The sequence below is a fragment of the Kangiella marina genome, assembly GCF_039541235.1.
Lineage (GTDB): Bacteria > Pseudomonadota > Gammaproteobacteria > Enterobacterales > Kangiellaceae > Kangiella > Kangiella marina.
In genome coordinates this window covers 271,578-294,276 of the sequence record NZ_BAABFV010000001.1, presented here as the reverse complement: position 1 = coordinate 294,276, position 22,699 = coordinate 271,578, and the positions used below count along the sequence as shown (strand labels likewise).

Here is a 22,699-nt window from a genome sequence, read left to right as displayed (position 1 = left end):
TTTTGGCCCGGTGTTTTTGTATCTGGATAACGCTATAGATTAGGTTAAGCACTTCATGAAGTTCGCATTAGGTATCGAATACGACGGCAGTCATTTTTTTGGTTGGCAGCGACAGTCTCATGCTGCGTCAGTTCAGCAGACTTTAGAGGCCGTACTGAGCAAGATTGCTGATCAAAATATACAGGTAAACTGTGCGGGAAGGACCGATACTGGCGTGCATGCGACGGGACAGGTCGTAAGCTTTGAGATAGATGGTGAAAGGCCACTTAAAGCTTGGACCATGGGGGCTAACACACAGCTTCCTAACTCTGTATGTGTACGCTGGGCGCAGCAGGTTGATAGCGACTTTCATGCCAGATTTAGCGCGACCGCAAGGCGCTACCGTTACATTATTGCAAATACTCATGCTCGACCTGGAATTTTGGCCAGTGGCTTAACATGGTGCCGCAAGCCTTTGGATGTGGAAGCGATGAATCAGGCCTGTCAGTACTTTCCCGGTGAGCAAAATTTCGCCTCATTTCAGGCAGCCAGCTGCCAATCCAAGACTTCTTTTCGCTATATAGAACACCTTAGCGTCGAACGTTATGGTGATTATGTGGTCATTGACATTAAGGCCAATGCTTTTTTGCATCATATGGTTAGAAATATCGCAGGCACTCTAATGGAAGTTGGTCGAGGGCGAAAACCGGTTGAATGGGTTAAAGATTTAATTTTGGCCAAAGATCGGACTCAGGCGCCAGCTACAGCAAGTCCAAAAGGGTTATACTTAGTTGATGTAGACTATCCGCAAAGCTATGAACTTCCAAAGCTGCCCATTGGGCCGATTTTCTTACCTGCGGAATAGAGTCACAAATGATAGTGGTACTACCAGAACTCTGTTCCGTTTAGGGTGAAACCTGTTACAATGCAACGACTTAAATTGGCGATAACGAATTAATATTTTATGAGCTGGTTAGAAAGATTATTACCGAAGCGCAACCCTGAGGGTGAGCGCAAGAAATCCATTCCTGAAGGGGTGTGGAGTAAATGTAAAAGCTGTGAGTCTGTACTTTACTATGCTGAAGTAGAGCGCAATCAGTGGGTTTGTCCAAAATGTAACAGTCACATGCGTTTAAGTGCTCGTAAGCGCCTTGATTTGTTCTTGGATAAAGATGGACGCAAAGAAATCGCACCGGACATGAAGCCGGTCGACATGCTTAAGTTCCGTGACTCCAAAAAATACAAAGACCGTATTTCTGCTGCCCAAAAGAGCACTCAGGAAAATGATGCTTTAATAGCGTTTGAAGGTTCTGTGAAAGGGGTTCCAGTCGTTGCTGCCTCATTCAACTTCGACTTCATGGGCGGCTCTATGGGCTCAGTGGTCGGTGAAAAGTTTGTGCGTGCAGTCAACCGTGCTATAGAAAAGCGTGCTGTTTTTGTATGCTTTACAGCGAGTGGTGGTGCTCGTATGCAGGAAGCTTTAGTGTCATTGATGCAAATGGCAAAAACCAGCGCTGTATTAGCCAAACTCTCAGACAATAACCTGCCTTACATCACAATCCTGACGGACCCTACGATGGGTGGTGTTACCGCAAGTCTTGCTATGCTAGGCGACATCCATATTGCTGAACCAAAAGCATTGATCGGTTTCGCCGGACAGCGTGTCATTGAGCAAACCATTCGTGAAAAACTTCCAGAAGGTTTCCGCTTGAGTGAGTTTTGGTTAGAGCACGGCGCTGTTGATATGATCGTAGATCGCCGCGATATGCGCGATAAAGTGGCTTCTCTAGCTGCTAAGCTGTTAAAGCTAAAATCCAATCAACCAGCAGCATAGAGACGACATCATTGTCAATTCCTGACAATCCTCAACAGTTTACACGCCTCGATGAGTGGCTTGCTTTGTTAGAGCAGGCCCACTCCATCCATAAAATTGAACTAGGCCTTGAAAGGGCTCGTGAAGTTGCCCTTAGACTTGATTTGCTGACCCCATCAGCAAAGGTTATCACTGTCGCTGGAACCAATGGCAAAGGTTCTACAGTGGCGGCGGCCGAGTCCCTTGCCATGAGTCATAAATTATCGGTCGGAAGCTATACGTCGCCACACCTTATTCGTTTCAACGAGCGCATTAAGATTAATGGTGAGGATGCGTCTGACGACTTGATTGTGGAAGCGTTTAAAGCTGTTTATGAAGCAAAAAAAGAGATTCAGCTTACTTTCTTTGAATTCACAACCTTAATCGCACTATGGCTTTTTAAGCAGCAGGCTGTTGAGCTTATAGTACTAGAAGTCGGTTTAGGCGGACGTCTCGATGCGGTGAATATTATTGACGCTGATATCTGTGTTGTGACGTCGATTGGTTTGGACCATACGGATTGGCTGGGGACTGACTTGAAGTCTATCGCAGGTGAAAAAGCCGGTGTCGGTAGAGCGGGGAAGCCCATGGTCATCACTGATAGTGCAAGCGAACACCTGCTTTTGCCTCACTGTGAACGAATTGGCTGTATTCCTTGGGTAGCTGAGAAAGACTTTAGCATTGAGATGGATCGACTTTATTGGCGCTATCAATCGAGTTGTGTATCGCTTGAGTTTCATGAGTTGCCGTTGAACAACCTGTATTTACCGAATTTAGCGGCTGCCTTGACCGCGTTCGCTTTCTGCTATGAAACGTTAATGGGTAAATCCGTGTCTTATGCCGGTATTTATAAAGCGTTTGAACGTTTATCCGTGGCAGGCCGCTTTCAGGTGCTTTCTGAAAGTCCTCATATCATCGTTGATGTCGCGCATAACCCTGATTCAGCAAAGTTATTAAACTCAAAGCTGGCAGAACTCAAAGCCAGCGGCACCAATAGGATTGTCGCGCTATGTGGTATGTTAAAAGATAAGGACAGTCTTCAAACTTTGGCTCAAATGAAACATGTTGACCAGTGGCACTTAATTGATTTAGAAGGGCCGCGAGGCAAAAAAAGCCGTGAGTTATTGCAAGACTTGCCTCAAATGTCGCAAAATACAGCTAAATGTTATGAGTCTTTAGGTCATTTTGATCGGTCCTGCACGGAAAAGTCCTGTTTGGACTCTAACGATGCACTGGTTGTTTTTGGCTCTTTTGTTACAGTAGGCTTATTTGTTGAGTATTGGCAAAAAGAAGGTTTCGCGTGGATATAAAGCTTAAACATCGGTTAGTCGGGGCGTGTGTTATTTTAGCGCTTGCGGTATTTTTTCTGCCTATGATTTTAGACAGTGAGAAGTACAACCAAGAAATCAAAAGTCAAATTCCCAACGATCCTGTTCTTGATATCAAATCAACTGAGTCGTCGGAGAGCGAAGGTTCACTGACCATTAACTTGGAAGAAGATGAACCTGAAAAAGCTATTTCCAGCCCTAAGAGCTCGACCGCTAGCGATACAGCGGTTGAAACTGAGCAGCCAGAATCTAAGCAGACAAACCCCAAGCAAACAAAAGTCGCTACAGAAAGTAATGCTGAGCCTGACTCCAGTAGTGAGTCATCCGATAAAACAGACGAGCCCCTCAAAAGCGATAATAGCGCTAAGCAACAGGTCGTTACTGAGAAGCAACCTGTAAAAGCAACGGCAAAGACTGAGCCAGCTGAAAAGCCGGTACACAAAGATACGCCAGTTGCGACCAATACAGGCGCTGCGGGTTCTGGCGATAATGTTGAGGCCAAGGCTACGTCTGGTGTCAATAAACCGGAGTTTAAAGAAAATGCGTGGGTCATCCAAATCGGCTCTTTTTCCAATAAAGAGAATGCTACGGGTTTAGTTGAAACCCTCAGAAATAAAGGTTTTAGAGCGTATAAGCGCGATGCAGAGGAGTACACCCGGGTTTTTGTCGGGCCATATCCGGATGAAGCCACTGCAAAGCAAAGAACTCAGGGGCTGGAAGCGATTGTTGGTGCTCCAGTAAAAGTCATTGCTTTTGACCCGCAAGGCCACTAATTAATGCCAGAGAAAGGGCCCTTTGCTTATTCCGCTCAGCGCCAGCCTCTGGTAAAATGCCCACTGAATTCTACGAGGCACCTCTTAAATGATTTGGGTTGATTGGGTCATTTTAGCGATCATTGGCGTTTCAGCGCTAATCAGTTTATTACGTGGCTTTGTACGTGAAGCACTATCTCTCGCCGGTTGGATCGCAGCATTCTTCCTCGCCAAAATATTCTACGAACCGTTATCTGAACTTCTGGTTGACCATATCGATACCAATAGCATCCGCCTTGGTGTTTCTTGGGTCTCGATCTTCGTAGCGACGTTGGTTGTTGCAGGAGTGATTAACTATCTCGTTGGCCGAATGGTGGATGCGGCGGGAATGAGCGGAACAGACCGTTTCCTCGGTATGTTCTTTGGAGCTTTACGGGGTGTCCTAATTGTAGCCCTATTAGTGCTTGGCCTAATGCAGTTCACGCCCGTGCCTAAAGATAAGTGGTGGGGCGAGTCGAGCATGATTCCGCATATGGAATTTGTGGCGGTATGGTTTTATGAGCAGCTAGGTAATGTCGTGCCGGAATTAAGTGATGAAAAGCAAAATACCGATGATAATCAGTCGATGAGTAATACTGATGCGATTGGTGCTTTGATGCAAATGAAAGGACTCGATACTTCTGAAATAAATACCGATGGAATGGATGAAAATACTTCTTTAGATAAAGAGTCATCTGAATCTAATTCTTCAACCCCAAAAGACGAGCAAAATTAGTATGTGTGGTATTGTTGGAATCGTTGGTAAAACGCCTGTTAACCAAAGCCTTTTTGATGCACTAACCGTATTGCAACACCGAGGCCAAGATGCGGCAGGGATTGTTACCAGCGACCAAGGTAAGTTGTATTTGCGTAAAGATAACGGTCTGGTTCGCGATGTTTTTCATACACGTCACATGAGACGTTTAACGGGTAACTCAGGCATTGGGCATGTAAGATATCCAACTGCTGGTAGCTCGACCTCAGCTGAAGCTCAGCCGCTATATGTTAACTCGCCATACGGTATCACTTTGGCCCACAATGGTAACCTGACGAACTCAGATAGTCTGAAAAGAGACTTGTATCAGACGGATCGCCGTCATCTCAATACCAACTCTGACTCCGAAGTTTTGCTTAACGTGTTGGCTCATGAACTACAAATTCTAGAAAAAAACCAACTGTCTCCTGATGATATCTTCAAAGCGGTTAAAGAAGTTTTTAAACGCTGCAAGGGCGCTTACGCTGCGGTAGCTTTGATTAGTGGGCACGGTTTACTGTGCTTCCGCGATCCTTACGGTATTCGTCCAGCAGTTTACGGTAAGCGTGAAACTGAAAGTGGCACTGAGTACATGGTCGCTTCTGAGTCGGTCGCTTTGGACGCGTTAGGTTATGACTTGATTGATGATATCGGTCCGGGTCATGCAGTTTTTATCTCCGAAGATGGTCAGCTACACACAGCGAAGTGCATCGATGAAGATACTTTCGCTCCGTGCATTTTTGAGCATGTTTATTTAGCAAGACCAGACTCATTAATCGACAATGTTTCTGTTTATAAAGCGCGCCTCCGTATGGGCGAAAAGCTTGCTGAGAAGATTTTAAGAGAGTGGCCAGATCATGATATTGATGTTGTCATTCCAATTCCCGATACCTCTACAACATCTGCAATGCAGTTAGCTAATGAGCTAAACCTGAAAATGCGTCATGGGTTTATTAAGAACCGCTATATTGGACGTACCTTCATCATGCCAGGCCAGCAGATGCGCAAAAAGAGCGTTCGTCAGAAACTGAATGCCATTGATTTAGAGTTCGGTGGGAAAAACGTGCTCTTGGTGGACGATTCAATTGTTCGTGGAACGACTTCAGAGCAAATTATAGAGATGGCTCGCGAAGCGGGCGCTAAAAAAGTTTACTTTGCTTCGGCTGCGCCTCCTGTACGTTATCCGAACGTTTACGGTATTGATATGCCTGCTGCGGATGAGCTAATTGCGCATAATCGTACAGAAGAAGAGATCGGCCAGATCATTGGCGCCGATAAGATTATTTATCAAGACGTCGAGGCGATGGTTGAGGCTGTACAGGAAGGTAACCCTGATATTAAACAGTTTGATTTGTCAGTATTTACCGGTGAGTATGTGACCGGTGATATTGACACTAACTACTTACACGAGCTTCAAGCGCGTCGTAATGACATGGCGAAATCTTCGACAGATTCTTCAGAAGTGGAGAATTCTGTTATGGTTATGGATTTACATAATCAATAATCGCGGAGAGTTATGAGATATATTATGCGTGCCTTACTGCGACTTTTCGGCTGGAAAGTCGTCGGTAAGCTGCCTAAAGTCGACAAATGTGTGCTAATTTTTGCTCCACACACGTCGAACTGGGACTTTGTCTTAATGTTGATGACGCGGTTTTGCTTTAAGATGGATGTTGCTTATCTCGGTAAGCATACTTTATTTAAGCCACCACTTGGCTGGTTTTTTCGCTGGGTTGGTGGCATTCCAGTCGAGCGCTCCACAAAGAGTAATGTGGTTAAACAAGTCGTCTCGCAAATTAGTGAGCGGGATAAAGTTCAGTTAGCACTGGCGCCTGAAGGAACGCGGAGCAAGAAGCCTTATTGGAAAAGTGGCTTTTATCATATTGCAGTGCAGGCGGGTGTGCCTATAGTGTTCACTTATTTAGATACAAGCACCAAGACCTTGGGGATTGGAGATTTTATCCAGCCAACAGGCGATATTCAGTCGGATATGGATAAAATAAGGGATTTCTATAAAGATAAATCGGGAATTAGACCAGAGTTGGCGAGTGATATTGAAGTCGAGGGTAAACGTTAAACATCGAACATCATTTTATAGAAAGATGATGTCTTCATTTTTGTTATTTGCGCTAGCACTAATCGCGAATACCCTATTTATTTCTTCAACAAAAGCTGATGGCGCCGTCTCAGACCGTATTCGCTTCCAGTCGTTGACACTAGAGGATGGTTTAAGCCAAAGCACTGTTTATGATATTACAGAAGACCGTTTGGGCTTCATGTGGTTTGGCACCCAGGATGGCCTAAACCGTTATGACGGTGTTAGATTTGATCAATTACGGCACGAGTCCCATGACTCAACAACGATTTCTTCGCCTACCATTAACCAACTATTGTACGATCAACAAAATGCCGTATGGGTCTTAACGCCTCAGGGCTTAGATTCAGTCGATATTATCAGTTTAGGGATCACACATTGGACCCAAGAACTTAAGGATGTCGCTGTCGATACAGACAGCGGCGATGACACTTTCCAAATACATGCCGTGGCGCTTGCGCCTGACAATAAGGTTGTCGCTCTAACCGATCATTATTTGGCATTAATTTCACAAGACACTGCTTCAGTCACCCGTTTAACTCAATTTGACAATATTCTAGAAGATCATAAGGTTTCTAAATTCGTCCTGCGCGAAGATAGAGTTTACCTGTTAGAAGGCAGTTGTATCATATCGGTTGATATGACTGGACGTGATAAGAATACAGAATGCCTGTCCAGCCAGTTAGAATTGCTAGAGCTCTTTGTTAATCCTGAGGATAATGATCAAATTCTAGTCACCGCAGAAGAAGGGTTTGCACTATTCGATACCGAAACAGAGGAGCAGGTGGCGTCATTTAGATATTTCCCTGTAATGGATGGTCGGAGCCAAAATTTGGCTCGGATACGCCAACTTCTCCCTTATAAAAACGGTTACTAGTTGGCAACTGAAGATGGCTTAAAGTTTTGGGATGGAGCTACAGAGTCAGTAGCTACAGAGTTTTACTCTAATTACAGTGACCCGCATTCGATCAGTAATGACACTGGAATGTCCATTTGGAAATCAAAGGATGGCTTGTTTTGGCTGGGGAGTTTATTCGGTATCAATTACTGGAAGTCTGAGCAAGATTTTGTTCATTTATTGAAAAAATCTGAAGTCATGAATTTCGAAGGCAATAACTATACGACTAGTTTGTTGCGAACCCATGACAACGCTTTGCTCATTGGTACCGATTCAGGAATATATGAGTACCGTAGTGATTTTTCAATTCTTAGCGATTACACGCCAATAAAAGTCGGCGAGGAGTTTGTTAGTACGGGATATGTTGGTGGGTTAATCGAGGATAGACATAGAAACTTATGGATCATCTCAACGGCAGGTGTATTTCTTAAGCCTTTTGGTGAGGAGGGCTTTAGACAATTAAAAGAAGTTCACGACGCAAATGGTAACTTACTTAGCTTAACGGATCTTTCTAGTATTGTTGAAGCTCGAAACGGAGACATTTGGCTCGGTGGCTCTAATCGTTTTATACAAATTAAAATAGAGAATAATCAAGGTACAGGCCTTGAGGCATCAAGTCTCAGCTTTTTTGATTACTCATCGGCTATACCAGAGCAGGTCATTAAGTCTAAGTATGGAGTTTATACCATCTATGAGGATTTGCAGGGTTATCTCTGGATTGGTAGTGCTCAAGGTTTAGTTCGTTTCAATCCGATTAACGATACTGCGGTGCTTTATCAAAGTAAGCAAAGCGATACCCAAACCTTGTCCAACTCTGATATTACGGTTATTTATGAAGATTTACTGGGCGTCTTATGGATTGGAACTGTTTCTGGCCTTAACCGTGTTCGTTATGACTCTAGGGGTGATGTCTATTTTCAGCGAGTTACGGAAAGCGATGGTTTTGTCGATGACTTTATTTGCTCAATATTGGCAGACAATTCTGGTTATTTATGGATTTCTACGGCTAATGGTTTAGTTAAGTTTCACCCTGATAGAGGAACGCCAGTTAACTTTACCTATGAAGACGGATTACAGTATAACGAGTTTTATACCAACGCAGATTTTGCTGATGAAGAAGGAAACCTGTTCTTCGGCGGCCTCAATGGTATCACTATGCTCAGCCCAGACGATGTGAGCATTAATAAAGAGCAAAAGCCGCTTCAGGTTGTCAGTGTTAGCCAAAATGGTGACGTAAGAAGTCTGAGCAATGAAGGTAGTACGTATTTTTCCAATGTTAATGATAGCGGAACCGTAGTCATTCGGCTTTCAGCGTTCGATTTTATTAATGGTAAGCACTCAGATTACCGCTATAAAGTGGATGCCCTTGACCCTAACTGGCTGAACCTTGATGGCCCGACCATAAAACTGCATAACATTCATCAAGAACAACTATTGGTTAGAGCTCAAGTTCGTCAGAAAGATGGTCGATGGGGAAGTGAAGAGGTAGCCTTGCTCCTTACTGTTACAAGGAGTTTTTGGGCAAGTACCCAAGGGTTTATGCTCTATTTGCTGATACTTTCTGTTGTTGTCATCGGTGTGGCGGTTTACGTTTCCCGATACTTCTCTAGACGGTTGACGCTTCAGGAGAAAAAACTCAAAGAGAAAAGCGCTCAAACACAACTACTCTTAAGTGAAAAGAAAACCTTGCTATATCAGGTTGAAGATCTGCAATATTCGTTATCCGAACAGCGATACTTATCAGAGCGACTGGAAACACAGTTGGATAGCCAAGCGGTAACAGATCAGCTTACTGGCTTTAAAAGTAAACATTACCTCAAAAGGCATATCGATTCTGAACTGGAAAGCATTGCGAATACCTGGGTGGAAAATGATGGCATTGCAGGTGTTTACTTAGGAGTCTTTGCTGTCGACATTGATAACTTATCAATGATCAATAAAGAGCACGGTCACTTATGCGGAAATGAGGTTTTAAAACAAGCTGCTGACTGCTTACGAACGATTAGTTATGGAACGGATACTCTTGTCAGATGGCAGGGCGCCACGCTGCTAATTTTGAGTCGTGGTATCGAAAAGCGCGAGCAAATGATTATGGCCGAAAAAATACGCTCGATCATTGCATCAAGAAAGTTCGACTTGGGTAATGGTGCGAGTATTGATGTAACCTGTAGTGTCGGCTTTGGTCGCTTCCCATTCTTGGGTGACCCTAACGAGGTGATTACTTGGGAGCAGTTAATTTATGTTATCAACCGTGCCTTAAATGTCGCCAAACATAATAGCCGTAATGCGTGGCTGGGCATTTATACTAACCAGTTCTCACACCCCCAAGAAATACGAGCTAAGATTACCACGAACCTCAGTGGTTTGTTGGCCAGTGGCCAGCTTGATTATGTTTCTTCAATCCCTAAGTCGAATAAAATCGAATGGTAGAGGGCTTATATAGCCTTAGTAGTGCCAGTGATGGAGTAGTATAACGAGTAGCACTGCAATCACTAAGCCGGAAACAAAATAACCCTTATGATGTATTGAGTTGATGAACTGATGCTTCGCTGCTTCTTCATGGGTGTGGGCGTGAGGTTCGCTATTTGAGTGCTCATGGCTATGCGGCCTATGGATAATTACATGCAACAAGGTGCCGCTGACTATGGCTTGGAAGTAATCAATAAAAATATTATGAAGGCCGAATAGCTGCTTTTCACCAATGTAAAAACCTACAACCGTTGTTATGACCATAAGTGCAAAAACTAAGGTTGATTTTCGAGTCCCCCATAAAGGATTCACAATCCACCATAAGCTTAGACCGACCACCAAACGATGCAAAATTACGGCATAAGGAAGCATTTCATTACCGGCAACTGTGACCACTGCGGCACCATCGATAGCTGAGTGCGTCATCAGGCCAAGAATCCCCAGAAAAAGTGCTATGCTATGGGTTTTGTGAGCAAAGCGCCTGAAAGTGATTTCAGCAAGCGCAGGACCGAAGAATCCAAGTAATAACAAAGGAAGTAGGGCATAACCAATATTTCCCCACAGCACAGGCAGCACGTCGAGAATTAATAAAGACCCCACTGAGACCAGTACAAACGGAAAAAGAAAATCATCCATACGACGGTTATGGCCAATGACCTTTAAGGTGATAGGCCCAACTAGCAGCGCAAGAACGCTAAGAAAGAGTAGCATTAGAATAACTTTCCAGGGTTCATGATGTTGTTAGGATCGAAGGCTGCTTTTATCCCTTTCATGTAGCTGATTTCTGCTTCAGAGCGAGTATAGTTGAGGTAAGGTTTTTTCAGCAAACCCACGCCATGCTCCGCGGAAATACTGCCGCCTAGCTCTTTCAACACCTCAAAAATTAAAGGGTTAACTTTTTCACATGCCTTTGTGAATTCAGCATAATCCATCTCATCCGGTGCTAGAATATTGAGGTGTAAATTACCATCGCCAATATGGCCAAACCAAATCACTTCGAATTCTGGGTACTCATTAGCAACTATGGCATCAACGCGTTGTAAAAAGTCAGACACTTTATCTGGCGTTACTGCGATATCGTTTTTGTAGGGTTTTTGCGACGAAATGGTCTCAGAAATATACTCACGATACTTCCATAGCTCTTCGGCTTGTTGTTGGCTCTGGCTCATCACACCGTCAAAAATATATTCATTCTCAAGGCCATGCTCAAAGCAACCTAACGCTTTTTCTAGGATGTCCTCAGACGTGGCGTCAAACTCTAACAAGCAATAAAAAGGTGCCTCAGTTTCTACCGGGCGTGGTAAGTCATGATGCGACATGACTTTTTGCATCGCTTCCTCGGAAAAGAACTCAAACGCGGTTAAATCGATATCTTTCTGGAAGTTATTCAGCAGTTCTTTAACTTTGTCCAGCTCAGGTATAGCCAACATCAATACCGTCAAGTTAGTTGGTTGACGTGTGAGTTTAATGGTCGCTTCGGTAATGATACCTAAAGTACCTTCACTGCCAATAAAGAGATGCCTTAAGTCATACCCTGTAGCGTTTTTAATCAAACCAGAGTTGAGCGTTAATATTTCACCTTTACCCGTGACGACTGTTAGGCTCATGACCCAGTCTCGGGTTAAGCCATAGCGAATGACTTTAATACCGCCAGCGTTTGTTGCGATATTGCCGCCTATTTGACTCGAACCGCTCGACGCAAAATCAACCGGATAGTAAAGGTTGTTATCCAGGGCGAATTGTTGAAGCTGTTCAGTAATCACACCTGCCTGGCATTGGACTTGCTGAGTTGAGCTTTCAAAGCCCACGATCTTATTCATCTTGTCTAACGCTATGACCAACTCGCCATTATTAGCAACTGCGCCGCCACTAAGGCCGGTACGGCCACCAGAAGGGACTAAAGATACCGAGTGCTCGTTTGCCCATTGCACGATAGCCTGTACTTGCTCCGTTGTTTTAGGCAATGCAATGGCCATGGGAGAGGGCGTATATTGGTTAGTCCAGTCTTTACCGTACTGGGCTAAATCATCAGCTTCGGTTAATAGGCTGTCAGCACCAAGGATCTGGTGAAGTGAGTCTAGCGAAGGTTGCACTGAGTGCTCCATAGTGTATTGATTTCAAACGAGTGTTGCATATTTTGCCAGAGGTTTTAACCAAATGAAACGTGTTGTTGTCATCTAGCCAGTTAAAACTAACAGAATTGCGCTGTTAAAGAGGCCTATATATCAGGCAAAAAAAAGCCTCTGAGAAACTCAGAGGCTTAGAATACTTTTCAATCTAAAAGGGTATGGAAAGTGGTGGGTGGTACTGGGCTCGAACCAGTGACCCTCGCCTTGTAAGGGCGATGCTCTCCCAACTGAGCTAACCACCCACATTCCAGAATTCTTGGGATGTGTTCCTCAAGAACGGAGCGCATTCTAGGTTTGTCGGAGCTTTAGGTCAACCATTTTTTTTGAAAATCATTAAAAAAATGATAACGGCTGTTATTTAGTGACTATTTTGCTTAATTATTAGGCGTTTAGCGTAAATAGGTTTTGAAAAAGATAAGGCCTTGATAGAATAAGCGCAACTTTTGATTATGCGTTTAAATTATGACCGTTAAAACACGTTTTGCACCAAGCCCTACAGGATATTTACATGTTGGCGGCGCTCGAACTGCGCTATATAGCTGGCTGTATGCGAAAAAGCATGAAGGGCAGTTTGTGTTAAGAATTGAAGATACTGATCGTGAGCGTTCGACCGAGGAATCTGTTCAGGCTATTTTTGAAGGAATGGAGTGGTTAGGGCTAAGTCATGATGAGGGACCTTTTTATCAAACCCATCGCTTTGATCGTTATAAAGAGCAAATTAACGTCTTATTGGAAGAGGGTGAAGCTTATCGTTGTTATTGCTCAAAAGAGCGTCTTGAAAAGTTGCGTGAAGAGCAACAGGCGAGTAAACAAAACATCGGTTATGACGGTCACTGTCGGAATATGTCTGCTGACGAGCAGGATATGTCAAAACCACATGTTATTCGTTTCAAGAACCCTCAAGACGGAAAGGTTGTTTTTGATGATTTAATTAAGGGACAAATTGCGGTGAGCAATTCTGAGCTTGATGATTTGATCATTGCGCGGACTGATGGCACGCCGACTTACAACTTTACGGTGGTTGTGGACGACTTAGATATGGGTATAAGCCATGTCATTCGTGGCGATGACCACGTCAACAACACACCGCGCCAAATTAATATGATTGAAGCTTTGGGTGCCGCTGTGCCTAAGTATGCGCATGTGCCGATGATTTTGGGTGAAGACGGTAAGCGTCTGTCGAAACGTCATGGCGCTGTCAGTGTGATGCAATACCGTGACTTAGGTTATTTGCCGCAAGCCGTACTGAACTATTTGGTTCGCTTGGGCTGGTCCCATGGTGATCAAGAAGTGTTTTCTGTCGAAGAAATGATTCGCTTGTTCGACCTAAAAGACGTTAATCGAGCACCGTCTGCATTTAATACAGAGAAACTTAACTGGCTCAATCAGCATTATATGAAAACATTACCGGTTGAAGAGGTATTAAAGCATCTTGAGTGGCACATTAAAGCGGCCGACCTTGATTTGTCAGCTGGGCCAGACATCAAGGCGCTTATTCCTGAAATGGCTGAGCGAGTCAAAACACTTAATGAGCTAGCTGAAGCCGTTCGTTATTTTTATGAAGACTATGATGAGTTTGATGCCAAGGCGGCTAAAAAGCATTTGCGCCCAGTAGCTCGTGAGCCGCTAGAGTTAGCCAAAGCAAAGCTCTCTGCGAGTGAAAACTGGTCAGCAGAAGCTTTGCATGCCTTGGTTAGCGCTACAGCTGAAGAGTTGGAGCTTGGCATGGGTAAAGTAGGAATGCCTCTTAGAGTCGCGGTCACAGGTTCTGGTATGTCGCCCGACCTAGGAATAACTTTGGAGTGGATTGGCAAAGAGCGTGTTATAAAGCGTATTGATAAAGCGCTTGGGTTCATAGCAGAAAGAGAAGCTCAGGCTTAACTATCATCAGTAACTCAGCCTGTTCATAGTGCAATAAAAAAGCCTGCTAAATGCAGGCTTTTTTACATCAAGTAATTGTGTTACTTAAAGCTTTTAAGGTTACTTTTGAGCACTCGATTTAACGCGAATGCTGTGTAAACCTTTTAAAATATCTTTTGCATGAACGCCATCAAGGTCATCAACGCCCGCAGTCAGAGTATACTTCATACCACCAACGTGGAAGTCAGCAGCCATCATAGAGCGCCAGTTTGATAGCGGGAATACTTGGTAGCACTTGTTGCCGCCATGACAGGTATGGTGTGTGTATCCGCCAAGTTTATGTTGGTCGGTGATTTCTTTATACCGCTTCTGCTTCGTTTTCGAGCCAGTACGGTAAAGAATCGTGACGCTGGCTAAGTCTTTTTTGCTTTTCGCTATATTGAACTCACTTTTCTTAGCTTCATAACCGGTGATTACTAGGTGAACATCGCGGCTTTTGATGGAATAACTGACATAGCCTTTAGGCATAATATTTTGCTTAAGATTCCAGTGAGAAGGAACCGTCATAAAGTTGTTGGATCCAATGTGAACATCTTTGTAAGTTTTTGCAGCTTTAGGAGGAGGCGTTGGTTTTTGAGAGTCCTGCTTAGGAGGGGTTGCACAAGCCCAAAGCACTAGTGAACCCGCAAGAATGAGACCAATGTTTCTTAAACTCGATTTTGTCATTAATATCACCTGAAGTAATGGTTGTTCTAAAATGTTTGCTAGGTTGCGCCTTGCGACGAAACCTAACTATGCCCAATGTTCATCAAAGGCTTTATGGTCGGATGCTTTAAAGCGACTTCCTGGTGCTAAAATATGCATCTGTAAGCCAAAGAGAGAAATTAAATCTCCACTTCCTGCCGTACCCATAGAGGAATATTGCAGGTTACTTGGATCGATTAGGGTCGCGGAGCCTTTGCCGAAAACCTGTAGCTCATCCTTTGGGCTGATAAATAACGCCGAGCCTTCGTCAATTCCCACCCCAATAGTAAATGGGTTGTAGGAGAGGGCGGTTAATAAACGCCCCAGTCGACCCGGCTGCTCAAAGTGATAGTCCAGCATGAACCGGTTAGTGAGTCCAAGGCCTGGCGCCATCGTGACCCCATCTTGTTTGGGGGTGATTGAGTCTTCGCCGCCGGCGATCATGTGCTCACTCAACAATGCCGCTGCACCATAACTGCCTGCGATATGAACGCCATCAGCGTTGAGCTTTCTGAGCTGTTTCGCTACTGGTGTACCGCCAATAATGGTCGATATTTGTAGCGGCCTTTCGCCGACGATGACGATGAGATCTTTTTCAAGCATACGCTTAATAACGAGCTCATCATTGGCTTCTTGTCGCGAGCGAACCTCAACTTCATCACAGGCTTCAAAGCCATTGCTAAGCAAGGTTTTATCGAGCTTGTGCTCAACTTTCTCCTGCCCAACATTGAGAATTATTGCTGCTGCTGAAGCGTTGAGGCATACACTACGAATTTGCTCAGCGACGTCATCATACAAGCTATGGCTACAGCCCCCGATAGGGATGATGTATCCTCTATCAAACTTCCCGCTACCTTGTGATGGCATTTATAGACTCCATGATTACTTTACTCGCCTAGAATACCAGCACATCTAGCGAGAATACTAACATCAACAACTGACCAAAAGTGTGGCAGAGTTGGTGATATGCGTAAAAAAATCTGACACCTAAGGTGATGTGCAGAATGAACAAGCCAGTATAAGTCTCTGTTTTAATAACTTATAGCAAAGTTTTCAACACTATGCCTATAAATCGTACAGCTAAAACTCGTGATGGTGCTTCTGGCTTTACTTCATTTTTTATAATTGGTTAAATGTCTGTCTTCTAAGATAAAAGAGAATACCAATGAAGACAAGTTATAAGTATTTGATGTTAGTCGCAGCGATGGGCCTAACAGCATGTCAGCAAGACGCAGAACAAAAAGAAGTAAATAGTGCTGACGATAAAGTTGTCGTTGAAAAAAAGGTTGAAGTGAAAGCTGATACCCAAAAAGATGTTAAGAAGAAGGTTGTCCAGCGCGTTGATGAACACTCTTACGGCAATATTGATGAAGTCAATTTACACCATTTCGATCTTGAGTTAACGGTTAATTTTGAGGCGAAGGCCTTAGAAGGTTTTGTGGATTTAAGCTTTAAACGCTTAAAAGATGGTGTATCAGAGTTGGTACTGGACACTCGCGATATCACGATTGACAAAGCTCAACAGTGGGTCAACGATTCATGGCAAGACACCAGCTTTGAGTTAGCCAAAAAAGATCCAGACCTTGGCTCTAAACTTAGTATTGACTTAAACGACTCCAGTAACAAAGTTCGTGTTTATTATAAAACCCAGCCTCAAGCGAGTGGATTGCAGTGGTTAACGCCTGAGCAAACCGCTGGCAAAAAGCATCCTTTCGTATACAGCCAAGCTCAAGCTATACATGCACGAAGCTTTATTCCTATTCAGGATTCACCTGCTGTTCGCGTAACCTATACGGCTAATCTGAAAACGCCTAAAGAGCTTCTCGCTCTGATGAGTGCTTTTAACGAACCGGACACTGAGCTGGATGGTGATTATCACTTTGAAATGCCTCAAGCGATCCCGCCATATCTGATTGCACTGGGCGTGGGTAATCTTGAGTTTAAAGCGATGAGTGATCGTACCGGCGTTTATGCAGAGCCGAGCTTGCTAGACCCTGCGGTTGCAGAGTTTGATGACACAGAGCGTATGGTTCAAGTGACTGAAGAAATGTATGGCCCATACCGTTGGGGACGTTATGACTTGTTAATTTTGCCACCGAGTTTCCCTTATGGTGGTATGGAAAATCCTCGTTTGTCATTTATTACGCCTACAGTCATTGCGGGTGATAAAAGTTTGGTGAATCTTATTGCTCACGAACTGGCGCACTCATGGTCAGGCAACTTAGTGACCAATGCGACTTGGGAAGATTTTTGGTTGAACGAAGGTTTCACCAGTTACGTTGAAAATCGTATTATGGAAGAGTTGTTTGGAGAAGAGCGAGCAACCATGGAGCGAGCGCTTTCTGTTCAAGGGTTACATGAAGAAGTGAAGGCCTTGCCAAAAGAGTTCACGATTCTTAATGTTGATTTGAATGGTCGTGATCCTGACGATGCGTTTTCCGGCGTGCCTTATACCAAAGGTCAGATGTTCCTGACTTACCTTGAGAAAAAGTTTGGTCGAGATGTTTTCGATGCGTTTTTAGTGAAGTATTTTAACGCACATGCCTTCCAAAGCTTAACCACCACAGAGTTTAAAAAGTATTTGAAAGCTAATTTACTGGATAAGCACCCGGGCGTGGTTAGTATGGATGAAATAGACACGTGGATTCATGAGCCTATGTTGCCAGAAATGATGCCTAATCCGACGTCTGATGCTTTCACCACGGTCGATGCTGAAACAAAGGCTTGGTTAGCGGATCAGAAAACGCTTGCAGATTTAGGTTCATCTGAGTGGACTGTGCATGAATGGTTACATTTTATCAATAATTTGCCAGAAGACTTGTCGCTTGAGCACATGACTCAGCTTGATAGCGAGTTTAAGCTGACTGATTCGACGAATAACGAAATTGCTCATGCATGGTTATTATTGTCGCTAAAAGCAGGCTATGACGAAGTCATGCCACGACTTGAGACTTACTTGGTTTCAATCGGTCGCCGTAAGTTGATTGTTCCATTGTATAAAGCGTTAATGGAAACAGAAGACGGTGCAGCTTTTGCGAAACGCGTTTATAAAGTGGCTCGTCCTGGCTACCACCCACTAGCGCAAGGGACTATCGACGAAGTCGTTAAATAAGAGTTTGTTGTAGTTTATAAAAAAGGCTTTCTTCGGAAGGCCTTTTTTTATGGGTAAGTAAACTTGAATAGGATTTTGTGGGGTATGTCTACATTTTGTAACAACTGATGTAAAAGGCTTGCCTAATCCAGCTCAGTGATTACTATTATAGCATTAGCAATAATGACCAAAAGGACCTTACATGAAATTATCTTCGTCCAAAACGTTTATCGCTGCTGCTATTTCCAGTGCCTTGTTATTGGGAGCTTGTCAAAGTTCAAAAACAGCAAAGACTCCCGCTAAAGAGGAGGCAGTCGAAGCATCCAGCTTTTCGATTCCTTATGAAAAGTACACGCTGGACAATGGCCTTAAGGTGATTTTGCATCAAGATAAGTCCGATCCTATCGTTGCTTTAGCGACAGTATTTCATGTAGGTTCTAGCCGTGAAGAGCCGGGCAAAACGGGCTTCGCTCACTTTTTTGAGCACATGGCTTTTAATAACTCCGAGAATGTACCTCTAGGCGCCAACCGCAAAATGATTGGTGAACTGGGTGGTACTCGTAATGGTGGTACCTGGAACGATGGCACCATTTACTATGAAGTCGTGCCTAAAGATGCTTTTGAAAAATTATTGTGGATTGACTCAGATCGCATGGGTTACATGATTAATACCGTGACCAAAGATGCCTTAGAGCGCGAGAAGCAGGTGGTTAAAAACGAAAAGCGTCAACGAGTGGATAATCGACCTTATGGCCATACAGGCGGCGTTATTTCGAGCCACTTATACCCGGATGACCATCCCTATAATTGGTCTGTCATAGGAAGTTTAGAAGACTTACAAAACGCAACACTAGAAGACGTTAAAAAGTTTTACGCAAAATACTATGGACCTAATAATGCGACTTTGGTGATTGCTGGTGATATCGATATTGCTGAAACTAAAACCCTTGTGGAAAAGTGGTTTGGTGAAATTGATAAAGGTCAGCCAGTGCCGGCGATGAAACCTAGACCGGTGACACTCGATAAGACGATTTCTTTATCGCATGAGGATACTTTCGCCAAACTACCTGAAATCCGTTTAACGTTCCCAACCGTCGAACAGTATCATGAGGATTCCTATGCTTTAGATGCTCTTGGAGAGATATTGTCTGATGGTAAAAGGGCGCCACTTTATAAAGTGATTGTTGAAGAGCAAAAATTAGCACCGGGCGCAAGCGCATACAACAGTTCTCGAGAAATCGCTGGTGAGTTTACGATTCGTGTAAGAGCTAATTCTGGCACGGATCTTGACCAAGTCAAAGACGCTATTGAGCAAGCCCTGGCTAAATTTGAACAAGATGGCTTTTCGGAGAAAGACTTACAACAAATCAAAGCGCGCCAAGAAACTCAGTTTTATAATGGTATTTCAAGCGTACTCAATAAAGCATTTAACCTAGCGTCTTACAATGAGTTTGCTGGCTCACCAGATTTTTTACAAAAGGATATTGAGGCAATTAAGGCTGTCAGTAAAAGCGATGTTATAGCTGCTTACAACCAGTACATTAAAGGGAAAAACTACGTCATGACCAGCTTTGTACCAAAAGGTCAGGCTGACTTAGCGGTAGAAGGCGCAACCGATGCGGGGGTTAAAGAAGAAAAAATTGTTCAAGGAGCGGAGAAAGAGGTTGTGCTCAATGATAACGAAGACTTCCCGCGGACGGAAACGAGCTTTCCTCGTCATGAACCGCCATTAGGCAAAACGCCATTATTAACGCCTCCAGCTGTGTGGAGTCAGACACTAGAGAATAACCTTAGAGTCTTAGGTATCGAGCATAACGAACTGCCATTAGTTCAGTTTACGTTGCGCATAGAGGGTGGACACTATCTTGATAAGCCTGAAAAGTCAGGCGTTGCTTACATTCTCTCTGAACTGATGATGGAGGGAACTGAGGGCAAAACTGCTGAAGAACTTGAGGACGCCATTGGGATACTCGGAGCGAGTATTTCTGTTGATGCCGGTGATGAAGAAATTGTCATTTCAGCAAATACCCTCAAGCGAAATTACGACGAAACTTTAGCGCTTGTTAAAGAAGTTTTATTAGAGCCACGGTTTGACCCTGCTGAATTTGAACGCATTAAAAAGCGTCTATTAACAGGGCTAAAACAACGCGAGGGTGATGCTCAAGCTATCGCTTCAGTTGTGGGTAAAAAGTTGCTGTATGGTGAAGATCATATTCTTGGTATTCCAACCAGTGGCACCATTGATACCGTCAGCTCGATCACATTGGATGATGTTAAAGCCTATTACCGAAACAATATCTCTCCTACGGTTTCTGCCTTCCATGTGGCGGGTGATATCGATCAGGGCGCTGTTATAAATTCTTTGCACGGGTTAGAGCAAGCTTGGGCTAAAAAGACAGTGGCGTGGCCTGATTACAGTGTTAAAGCCAATGACGGAGATTCACAGCTGTACTTTATTGACGTGCCTGATGCTAAGCAATCCGTGCTTATGGCCGGGCAGCTGACTTTCCCTGGAGCTAGCGAAGATTACAATAACTTGGTCTATGCCAATGACCGTTTGGGTGCTGGTTCGAGCGCTAGGTTATTCCAGCTGCTGCGGATACAAAAAGGCTATACCTATGGTGCCTATACTTATATTTTACGTCGAGAAGCAATGAGTGCTTTGATGGCTCAAACTAGTGTGCGAGCAAACGTGACGAAAGAATCTCTCGATCTTTTATCCAATGAAATAGAAGTCTACAAAGACACTTTCACTAAGGAAGACTTTGAAACCACCAAGAATATTGTGATCAAACGTCAGACTCGTGAGTTTGAAACCCTAGGAAGCTTATTGAGTGTTCTTCAAGACATTAGTCGCTTTGACTTGCCGCTGGATTACTTGGCTAACGAACAAAAGGAATTATCAAACTTAACCTTATCTGACTTTAAGCAGACCATGGCGAAGTATATGAGCCCTAATAAGATGGACTACTTAGTCGTCGGAGATGCTGATACTCAGTTAGAAAGGTTAAATGATCTCGGTTTCGGTGAGCCTGTCGTGCTTGATATCAAGGGTAACCCTGTCAGCGAATAATTTAATCAATAAGAGAAGGAGAAAGCATGGCATTTTTAAAGCCTTTAGATAAAAACTTGCACCCGGACCTGGCATCTGATTTTGCTATTTTTGAAGAGATTCTAGGTTTTGTTCCAAACAGTTTGCTGACCATGCAAAGACGCCCAGACATTGTTAAGGGGTTCGGCGTTTTAACCAAGGCTGTAATGTCTCCAGATGGCGAGGTTGACCTTGGCTTTAAACGCTTGCTAGCACATTTCGCCAGTCGAGCAGCGGGTTGCCAATACTGTGAAGCTCACTCGCTGGTGGCCGCTAAAATACACGGCATTAGTGATGAAAAGTTGGAAGCGGTGTGGGAGTATCACAGTAGTGAGCTTTATACCGATGCAGAGCGTGTGGCTTTGGATTATGCTCTAGCGGCAGGCTCAGTACCCAATACAGTTGATCAGCCTTTGATGGACCGTATGCAGCAGCATTGGAGCGATGATCAGATCGTTGAAATTCTAGGTGCGATATGTCTTTATGGCTTCTTAAATCGCTGGAATGACTCTATGGCGACGGAACTTGAGGATGTGCCTACTGCGGTTGGGGAGAAAATCTTAGCCAAGGGTGGCTGGGATGGTAAACGCCACAAGTAAAAAGTATTATCGATAGACTTTGCCTTTATAGTTAATATAGCCACCATCACGATTCCCTTTGGGATCGTGGTGGGTCCAATGAATAACGCCACCGCGCTCATTCCATTCATACTGACCCTTTACAATCACCTCGCTTCCAACCTGAAGTAACTCCACTCTGGGTGCCAAGTCGATATTGTGCGCAACAAGTATACTTTGACCATTGTTGAGCTCGATAATGAAGCGCTGATGTCTTGAACCCTTATTGTCATCAGTTAACAGTCGCACCACACTTGCTTTAACAGTGACCATGTCCCCTGAGGTTTTATGTTCATAGTAATCTTGGAGCGTTTTATGGGGAGCAAGGCCGGAATCGAGAGGCTGAACAGTTTTGTTAACGGAGCTGTTAGTAACTGGAGCATTTTGATGGGCAGAAAAATAATAGCCGATGGCTAAGGCAATGACAACGATACTAGAGAGTAGGTGCTGCTTTTTCTTGGTCACGATAGGTGGCTAGGTATAAGTTTTAGTAATCATATTATGCAGAAAACAAGGTTTCTTGAATAGACACAAATATTTAGAAACTGTTAAATATGACTCTATATGCTTGAGTTTTTTCGTTAAATAGGTAAGTATTTGAAGTCAGGAGGCTGACCGAACTCAGTCGTATAGACAAAACGAGGTAATAGAAATGGCGGGAAAATTCGTAATCTCAAAGGGTAATGACGGCAAAAGTTATTTCGTGTTAAAGGCAGGTAATGGTGAAGTGATTTTGCAAAGCCAAGGTTACTCTTCACAATCTGCGTGTGAAAATGGAATTGACTCAGTTCGTAAAAACTCACAAGAAGATGGTCGCTTTGAAAAGAAAACAGCAAAAGACGGTCGCTTCTATTTCGTATTGAATGCGTCTAACGGTCAGCAAATCGGTAAAAGCCAAATGTACAAGTCGGAAAGTGGACGCAACAACGGTATTTCATCGGTGGCTCGAAATGCGCCGGATGCATCAGTCGTTGAAGAGTAATTGCAGTTACTATGAAAAA

Annotated in this window: 19 protein-coding genes and 1 tRNA gene; 14 read left to right on the top strand and 6 right to left on the bottom strand. The window is 43.9% G+C overall.

Going from position 1 to position 22,699, the window contains the following annotated elements:
- Positions 1-55: 55 nt before the first annotated feature.
- The 9 genes from truA to ABD943_RS01220 all read left to right on the top strand — a co-directional run bounded on the left by truA (position 56) and on the right by ABD943_RS01220 (position 10,127).
- Positions 56-844, top strand: coding sequence for a tRNA pseudouridine(38-40) synthase TruA (truA, locus tag ABD943_RS01260; RefSeq protein WP_345291385.1), 789 nt, complete (start codon positions 56-58; stop codon positions 842-844).
- A gap of 99 nt (positions 845-943) precedes the next feature.
- Positions 944-1,813 (top strand): acetyl-CoA carboxylase, carboxyltransferase subunit beta, encoded by an 870-nt coding sequence (accD, locus tag ABD943_RS01255; RefSeq protein ID WP_345291384.1) that lies wholly within the window; start codon positions 944-946, stop codon positions 1,811-1,813.
- Between the two features lie 11 nt (positions 1,814-1,824).
- Complete coding sequence (gene folC, locus ABD943_RS01250; protein ID WP_345291383.1) at positions 1,825-3,141, top strand: bifunctional tetrahydrofolate synthase/dihydrofolate synthase; 1,317 nt, start codon at positions 1,825-1,827, stop codon at positions 3,139-3,141.
- Positions 3,132-3,932 (top strand): SPOR domain-containing protein, encoded by an 801-nt coding sequence (locus tag ABD943_RS01245; protein WP_345291382.1) that lies wholly within the window; start codon positions 3,132-3,134, stop codon positions 3,930-3,932. The genes folC and ABD943_RS01245 overlap by 10 nt, the downstream gene beginning before the upstream one ends.
- A gap of 88 nt (positions 3,933-4,020) precedes the next feature.
- Entirely contained in the window at positions 4,021-4,686 is a 666-nt protein-coding gene (locus ABD943_RS01240; RefSeq protein WP_345291381.1) for a CvpA family protein, read from the top strand.
- A gap of 1 nt (position 4,687) precedes the next feature.
- Positions 4,688-6,208 carry an amidophosphoribosyltransferase gene (purF, locus tag ABD943_RS01235; RefSeq protein WP_345291380.1) on the top strand — a complete coding sequence of 507 codons (1,521 nt, stop codon included), beginning with the start codon at positions 4,688-4,690 and terminating at the stop codon, positions 6,206-6,208.
- A gap of 12 nt (positions 6,209-6,220) precedes the next feature.
- On the top strand, positions 6,221-6,781 hold the full coding sequence (locus tag ABD943_RS01230; RefSeq protein WP_345291379.1) for a lysophospholipid acyltransferase family protein: 561 nt from the start codon (positions 6,221-6,223) through the stop codon (positions 6,779-6,781).
- Between the two features lie 25 nt (positions 6,782-6,806).
- Complete coding sequence (locus ABD943_RS01225) at positions 6,807-7,676, top strand: ligand-binding sensor domain-containing protein (protein WP_345291378.1); 870 nt, start codon at positions 6,807-6,809, stop codon at positions 7,674-7,676.
- A complete protein-coding gene (locus ABD943_RS01220) occupies positions 7,677-10,127 on the top strand; it encodes a ligand-binding sensor domain-containing protein (protein ID WP_345291377.1) in 2,451 nt (816 codons plus the stop codon).
- A gap of 15 nt (positions 10,128-10,142) precedes the next feature.
- Here ABD943_RS01220 and ABD943_RS01215 read toward each other — a convergent pair whose 3' ends face one another.
- From ABD943_RS01215 to ABD943_RS01205, 3 genes are all read right to left on the bottom strand, one after another.
- A complete protein-coding gene (locus ABD943_RS01215) occupies positions 10,143-10,877 on the bottom strand; it encodes a hypothetical protein (RefSeq protein ID WP_345291376.1) in 735 nt (244 codons plus the stop codon).
- The gene (locus ABD943_RS01210; RefSeq protein WP_345291375.1) at positions 10,877-12,271 is read right to left on the bottom strand and encodes an FAD-binding oxidoreductase; all 1,395 of its coding nucleotides are present in this window, start codon (positions 12,269-12,271) and stop codon (positions 10,877-10,879) included. Before ABD943_RS01210 ends, ABD943_RS01215 begins: the two co-directional genes overlap by 1 nt.
- Positions 12,272-12,461: 190 nt before the next feature.
- Positions 12,462-12,537: transfer RNA gene (locus tag ABD943_RS01205), tRNA-Val, on the bottom strand.
- Between the two features lie 220 nt (positions 12,538-12,757).
- Here ABD943_RS01205 and gltX point away from each other — a divergent pair.
- Entirely contained in the window at positions 12,758-14,176 is a 1,419-nt protein-coding gene (gltX, locus tag ABD943_RS01200; RefSeq protein ID WP_345291374.1) for a glutamate--tRNA ligase, read from the top strand.
- Positions 14,177-14,275: 99 nt separating this feature from the next.
- On the opposite strand, the gene ABD943_RS01195 is transcribed toward gltX, so the two are convergent.
- Together ABD943_RS01195 and ABD943_RS01190 are read right to left on the bottom strand one after the other, a co-directional pair.
- The gene (locus tag ABD943_RS01195; protein ID WP_345291373.1) at positions 14,276-14,881 is read right to left on the bottom strand and encodes a hypothetical protein; all 606 of its coding nucleotides are present in this window, start codon (positions 14,879-14,881) and stop codon (positions 14,276-14,278) included.
- A gap of 66 nt (positions 14,882-14,947) precedes the next feature.
- Positions 14,948-15,766: a cyanophycinase gene (locus ABD943_RS01190; RefSeq protein WP_345291372.1), complete on the bottom strand. Its 819-nt coding sequence runs from the start codon at positions 15,764-15,766 to the stop codon at positions 14,948-14,950.
- A 298-nt stretch (positions 15,767-16,064) separates the two neighbouring features.
- On the opposite strand from ABD943_RS01190, the gene ABD943_RS01185 reads away from it, so the two are divergent.
- The 3 genes from ABD943_RS01185 (at position 16,065) to ABD943_RS01175 (ending at position 21,680) form a co-directional block, all read left to right on the top strand.
- On the top strand, positions 16,065-18,011 hold the full coding sequence (locus ABD943_RS01185) for a M1 family metallopeptidase (protein WP_345291371.1): 1,947 nt from the start codon (positions 16,065-16,067) through the stop codon (positions 18,009-18,011).
- A gap of 181 nt (positions 18,012-18,192) precedes the next feature.
- Complete coding sequence (locus tag ABD943_RS01180) at positions 18,193-21,063, top strand: M16 family metallopeptidase (protein ID WP_345291370.1); 2,871 nt, start codon at positions 18,193-18,195, stop codon at positions 21,061-21,063.
- 26 nt (positions 21,064-21,089) lie between these two features.
- Positions 21,090-21,680 (top strand): carboxymuconolactone decarboxylase family protein, encoded by a 591-nt coding sequence (locus ABD943_RS01175; RefSeq protein ID WP_345291369.1) that lies wholly within the window; start codon positions 21,090-21,092, stop codon positions 21,678-21,680.
- Between the two features lie 6 nt (positions 21,681-21,686).
- On the opposite strand, the gene ABD943_RS01170 is transcribed toward ABD943_RS01175, so the two are convergent.
- Complete coding sequence (locus tag ABD943_RS01170; RefSeq protein WP_345291368.1) at positions 21,687-22,163, bottom strand: DUF3465 domain-containing protein; 477 nt, start codon at positions 22,161-22,163, stop codon at positions 21,687-21,689.
- 187 nt (positions 22,164-22,350) lie between these two features.
- Here ABD943_RS01170 and ABD943_RS01165 point away from each other — a divergent pair, with 187 nt between their 5' ends.
- On the top strand, positions 22,351-22,680 hold the full coding sequence (locus tag ABD943_RS01165) for a YegP family protein (RefSeq protein ID WP_345291367.1): 330 nt from the start codon (positions 22,351-22,353) through the stop codon (positions 22,678-22,680).
- The last annotated feature ends 19 nt before the right edge of the window (positions 22,681-22,699 follow it).

Bases quoted from the DNA above. Each gene is read 5' to 3' on its own strand.
- truA (WP_345291385.1), top strand. From the start codon at position 56: ATGAAGTTCGCATTAGGTATCGAATACGACGGCAGTCATTTTTTTGGT.
- accD (WP_345291384.1), top strand. From the start codon at position 944: ATGAGCTGGTTAGAAAGATTATTACCGAAGCGCAACCCTGAGGGTGAG.
- ABD943_RS01240 (WP_345291381.1), top strand. From the start codon at position 4,021: ATGATTTGGGTTGATTGGGTCATTTTAGCGATCATTGGCGTTTCAGCG.
- purF (WP_345291380.1), top strand. From the start codon at position 4,688: ATGTGTGGTATTGTTGGAATCGTTGGTAAAACGCCTGTTAACCAAAGC.
- ABD943_RS01230 (WP_345291379.1), top strand. From the start codon at position 6,221: ATGAGATATATTATGCGTGCCTTACTGCGACTTTTCGGCTGGAAAGTC.
- ABD943_RS01225 (WP_345291378.1), top strand. From the start codon at position 6,807: ATGATGTCTTCATTTTTGTTATTTGCGCTAGCACTAATCGCGAATACC.
- ABD943_RS01215 (WP_345291376.1), bottom strand. From the start codon at position 10,877: ATGCTACTCTTTCTTAGCGTTCTTGCGCTGCTAGTTGGGCCTATCACC.
- ABD943_RS01210 (WP_345291375.1), bottom strand. From the start codon at position 12,271: ATGGAGCACTCAGTGCAACCTTCGCTAGACTCACTTCACCAGATCCTT.
- gltX (WP_345291374.1), top strand. From the start codon at position 12,758: ATGACCGTTAAAACACGTTTTGCACCAAGCCCTACAGGATATTTACAT.
- ABD943_RS01195 (WP_345291373.1), bottom strand. From the start codon at position 14,881: ATGACAAAATCGAGTTTAAGAAACATTGGTCTCATTCTTGCGGGTTCA.
- ABD943_RS01190 (WP_345291372.1), bottom strand. From the start codon at position 15,766: ATGCCATCACAAGGTAGCGGGAAGTTTGATAGAGGATACATCATCCCT.
- ABD943_RS01185 (WP_345291371.1), top strand. From the start codon at position 16,065: ATGAAGACAAGTTATAAGTATTTGATGTTAGTCGCAGCGATGGGCCTA.
- ABD943_RS01180 (WP_345291370.1), top strand. From the start codon at position 18,193: ATGAAATTATCTTCGTCCAAAACGTTTATCGCTGCTGCTATTTCCAGT.
- ABD943_RS01175 (WP_345291369.1), top strand. From the start codon at position 21,090: ATGGCATTTTTAAAGCCTTTAGATAAAAACTTGCACCCGGACCTGGCA.
- ABD943_RS01165 (WP_345291367.1), top strand. From the start codon at position 22,351: ATGGCGGGAAAATTCGTAATCTCAAAGGGTAATGACGGCAAAAGTTAT.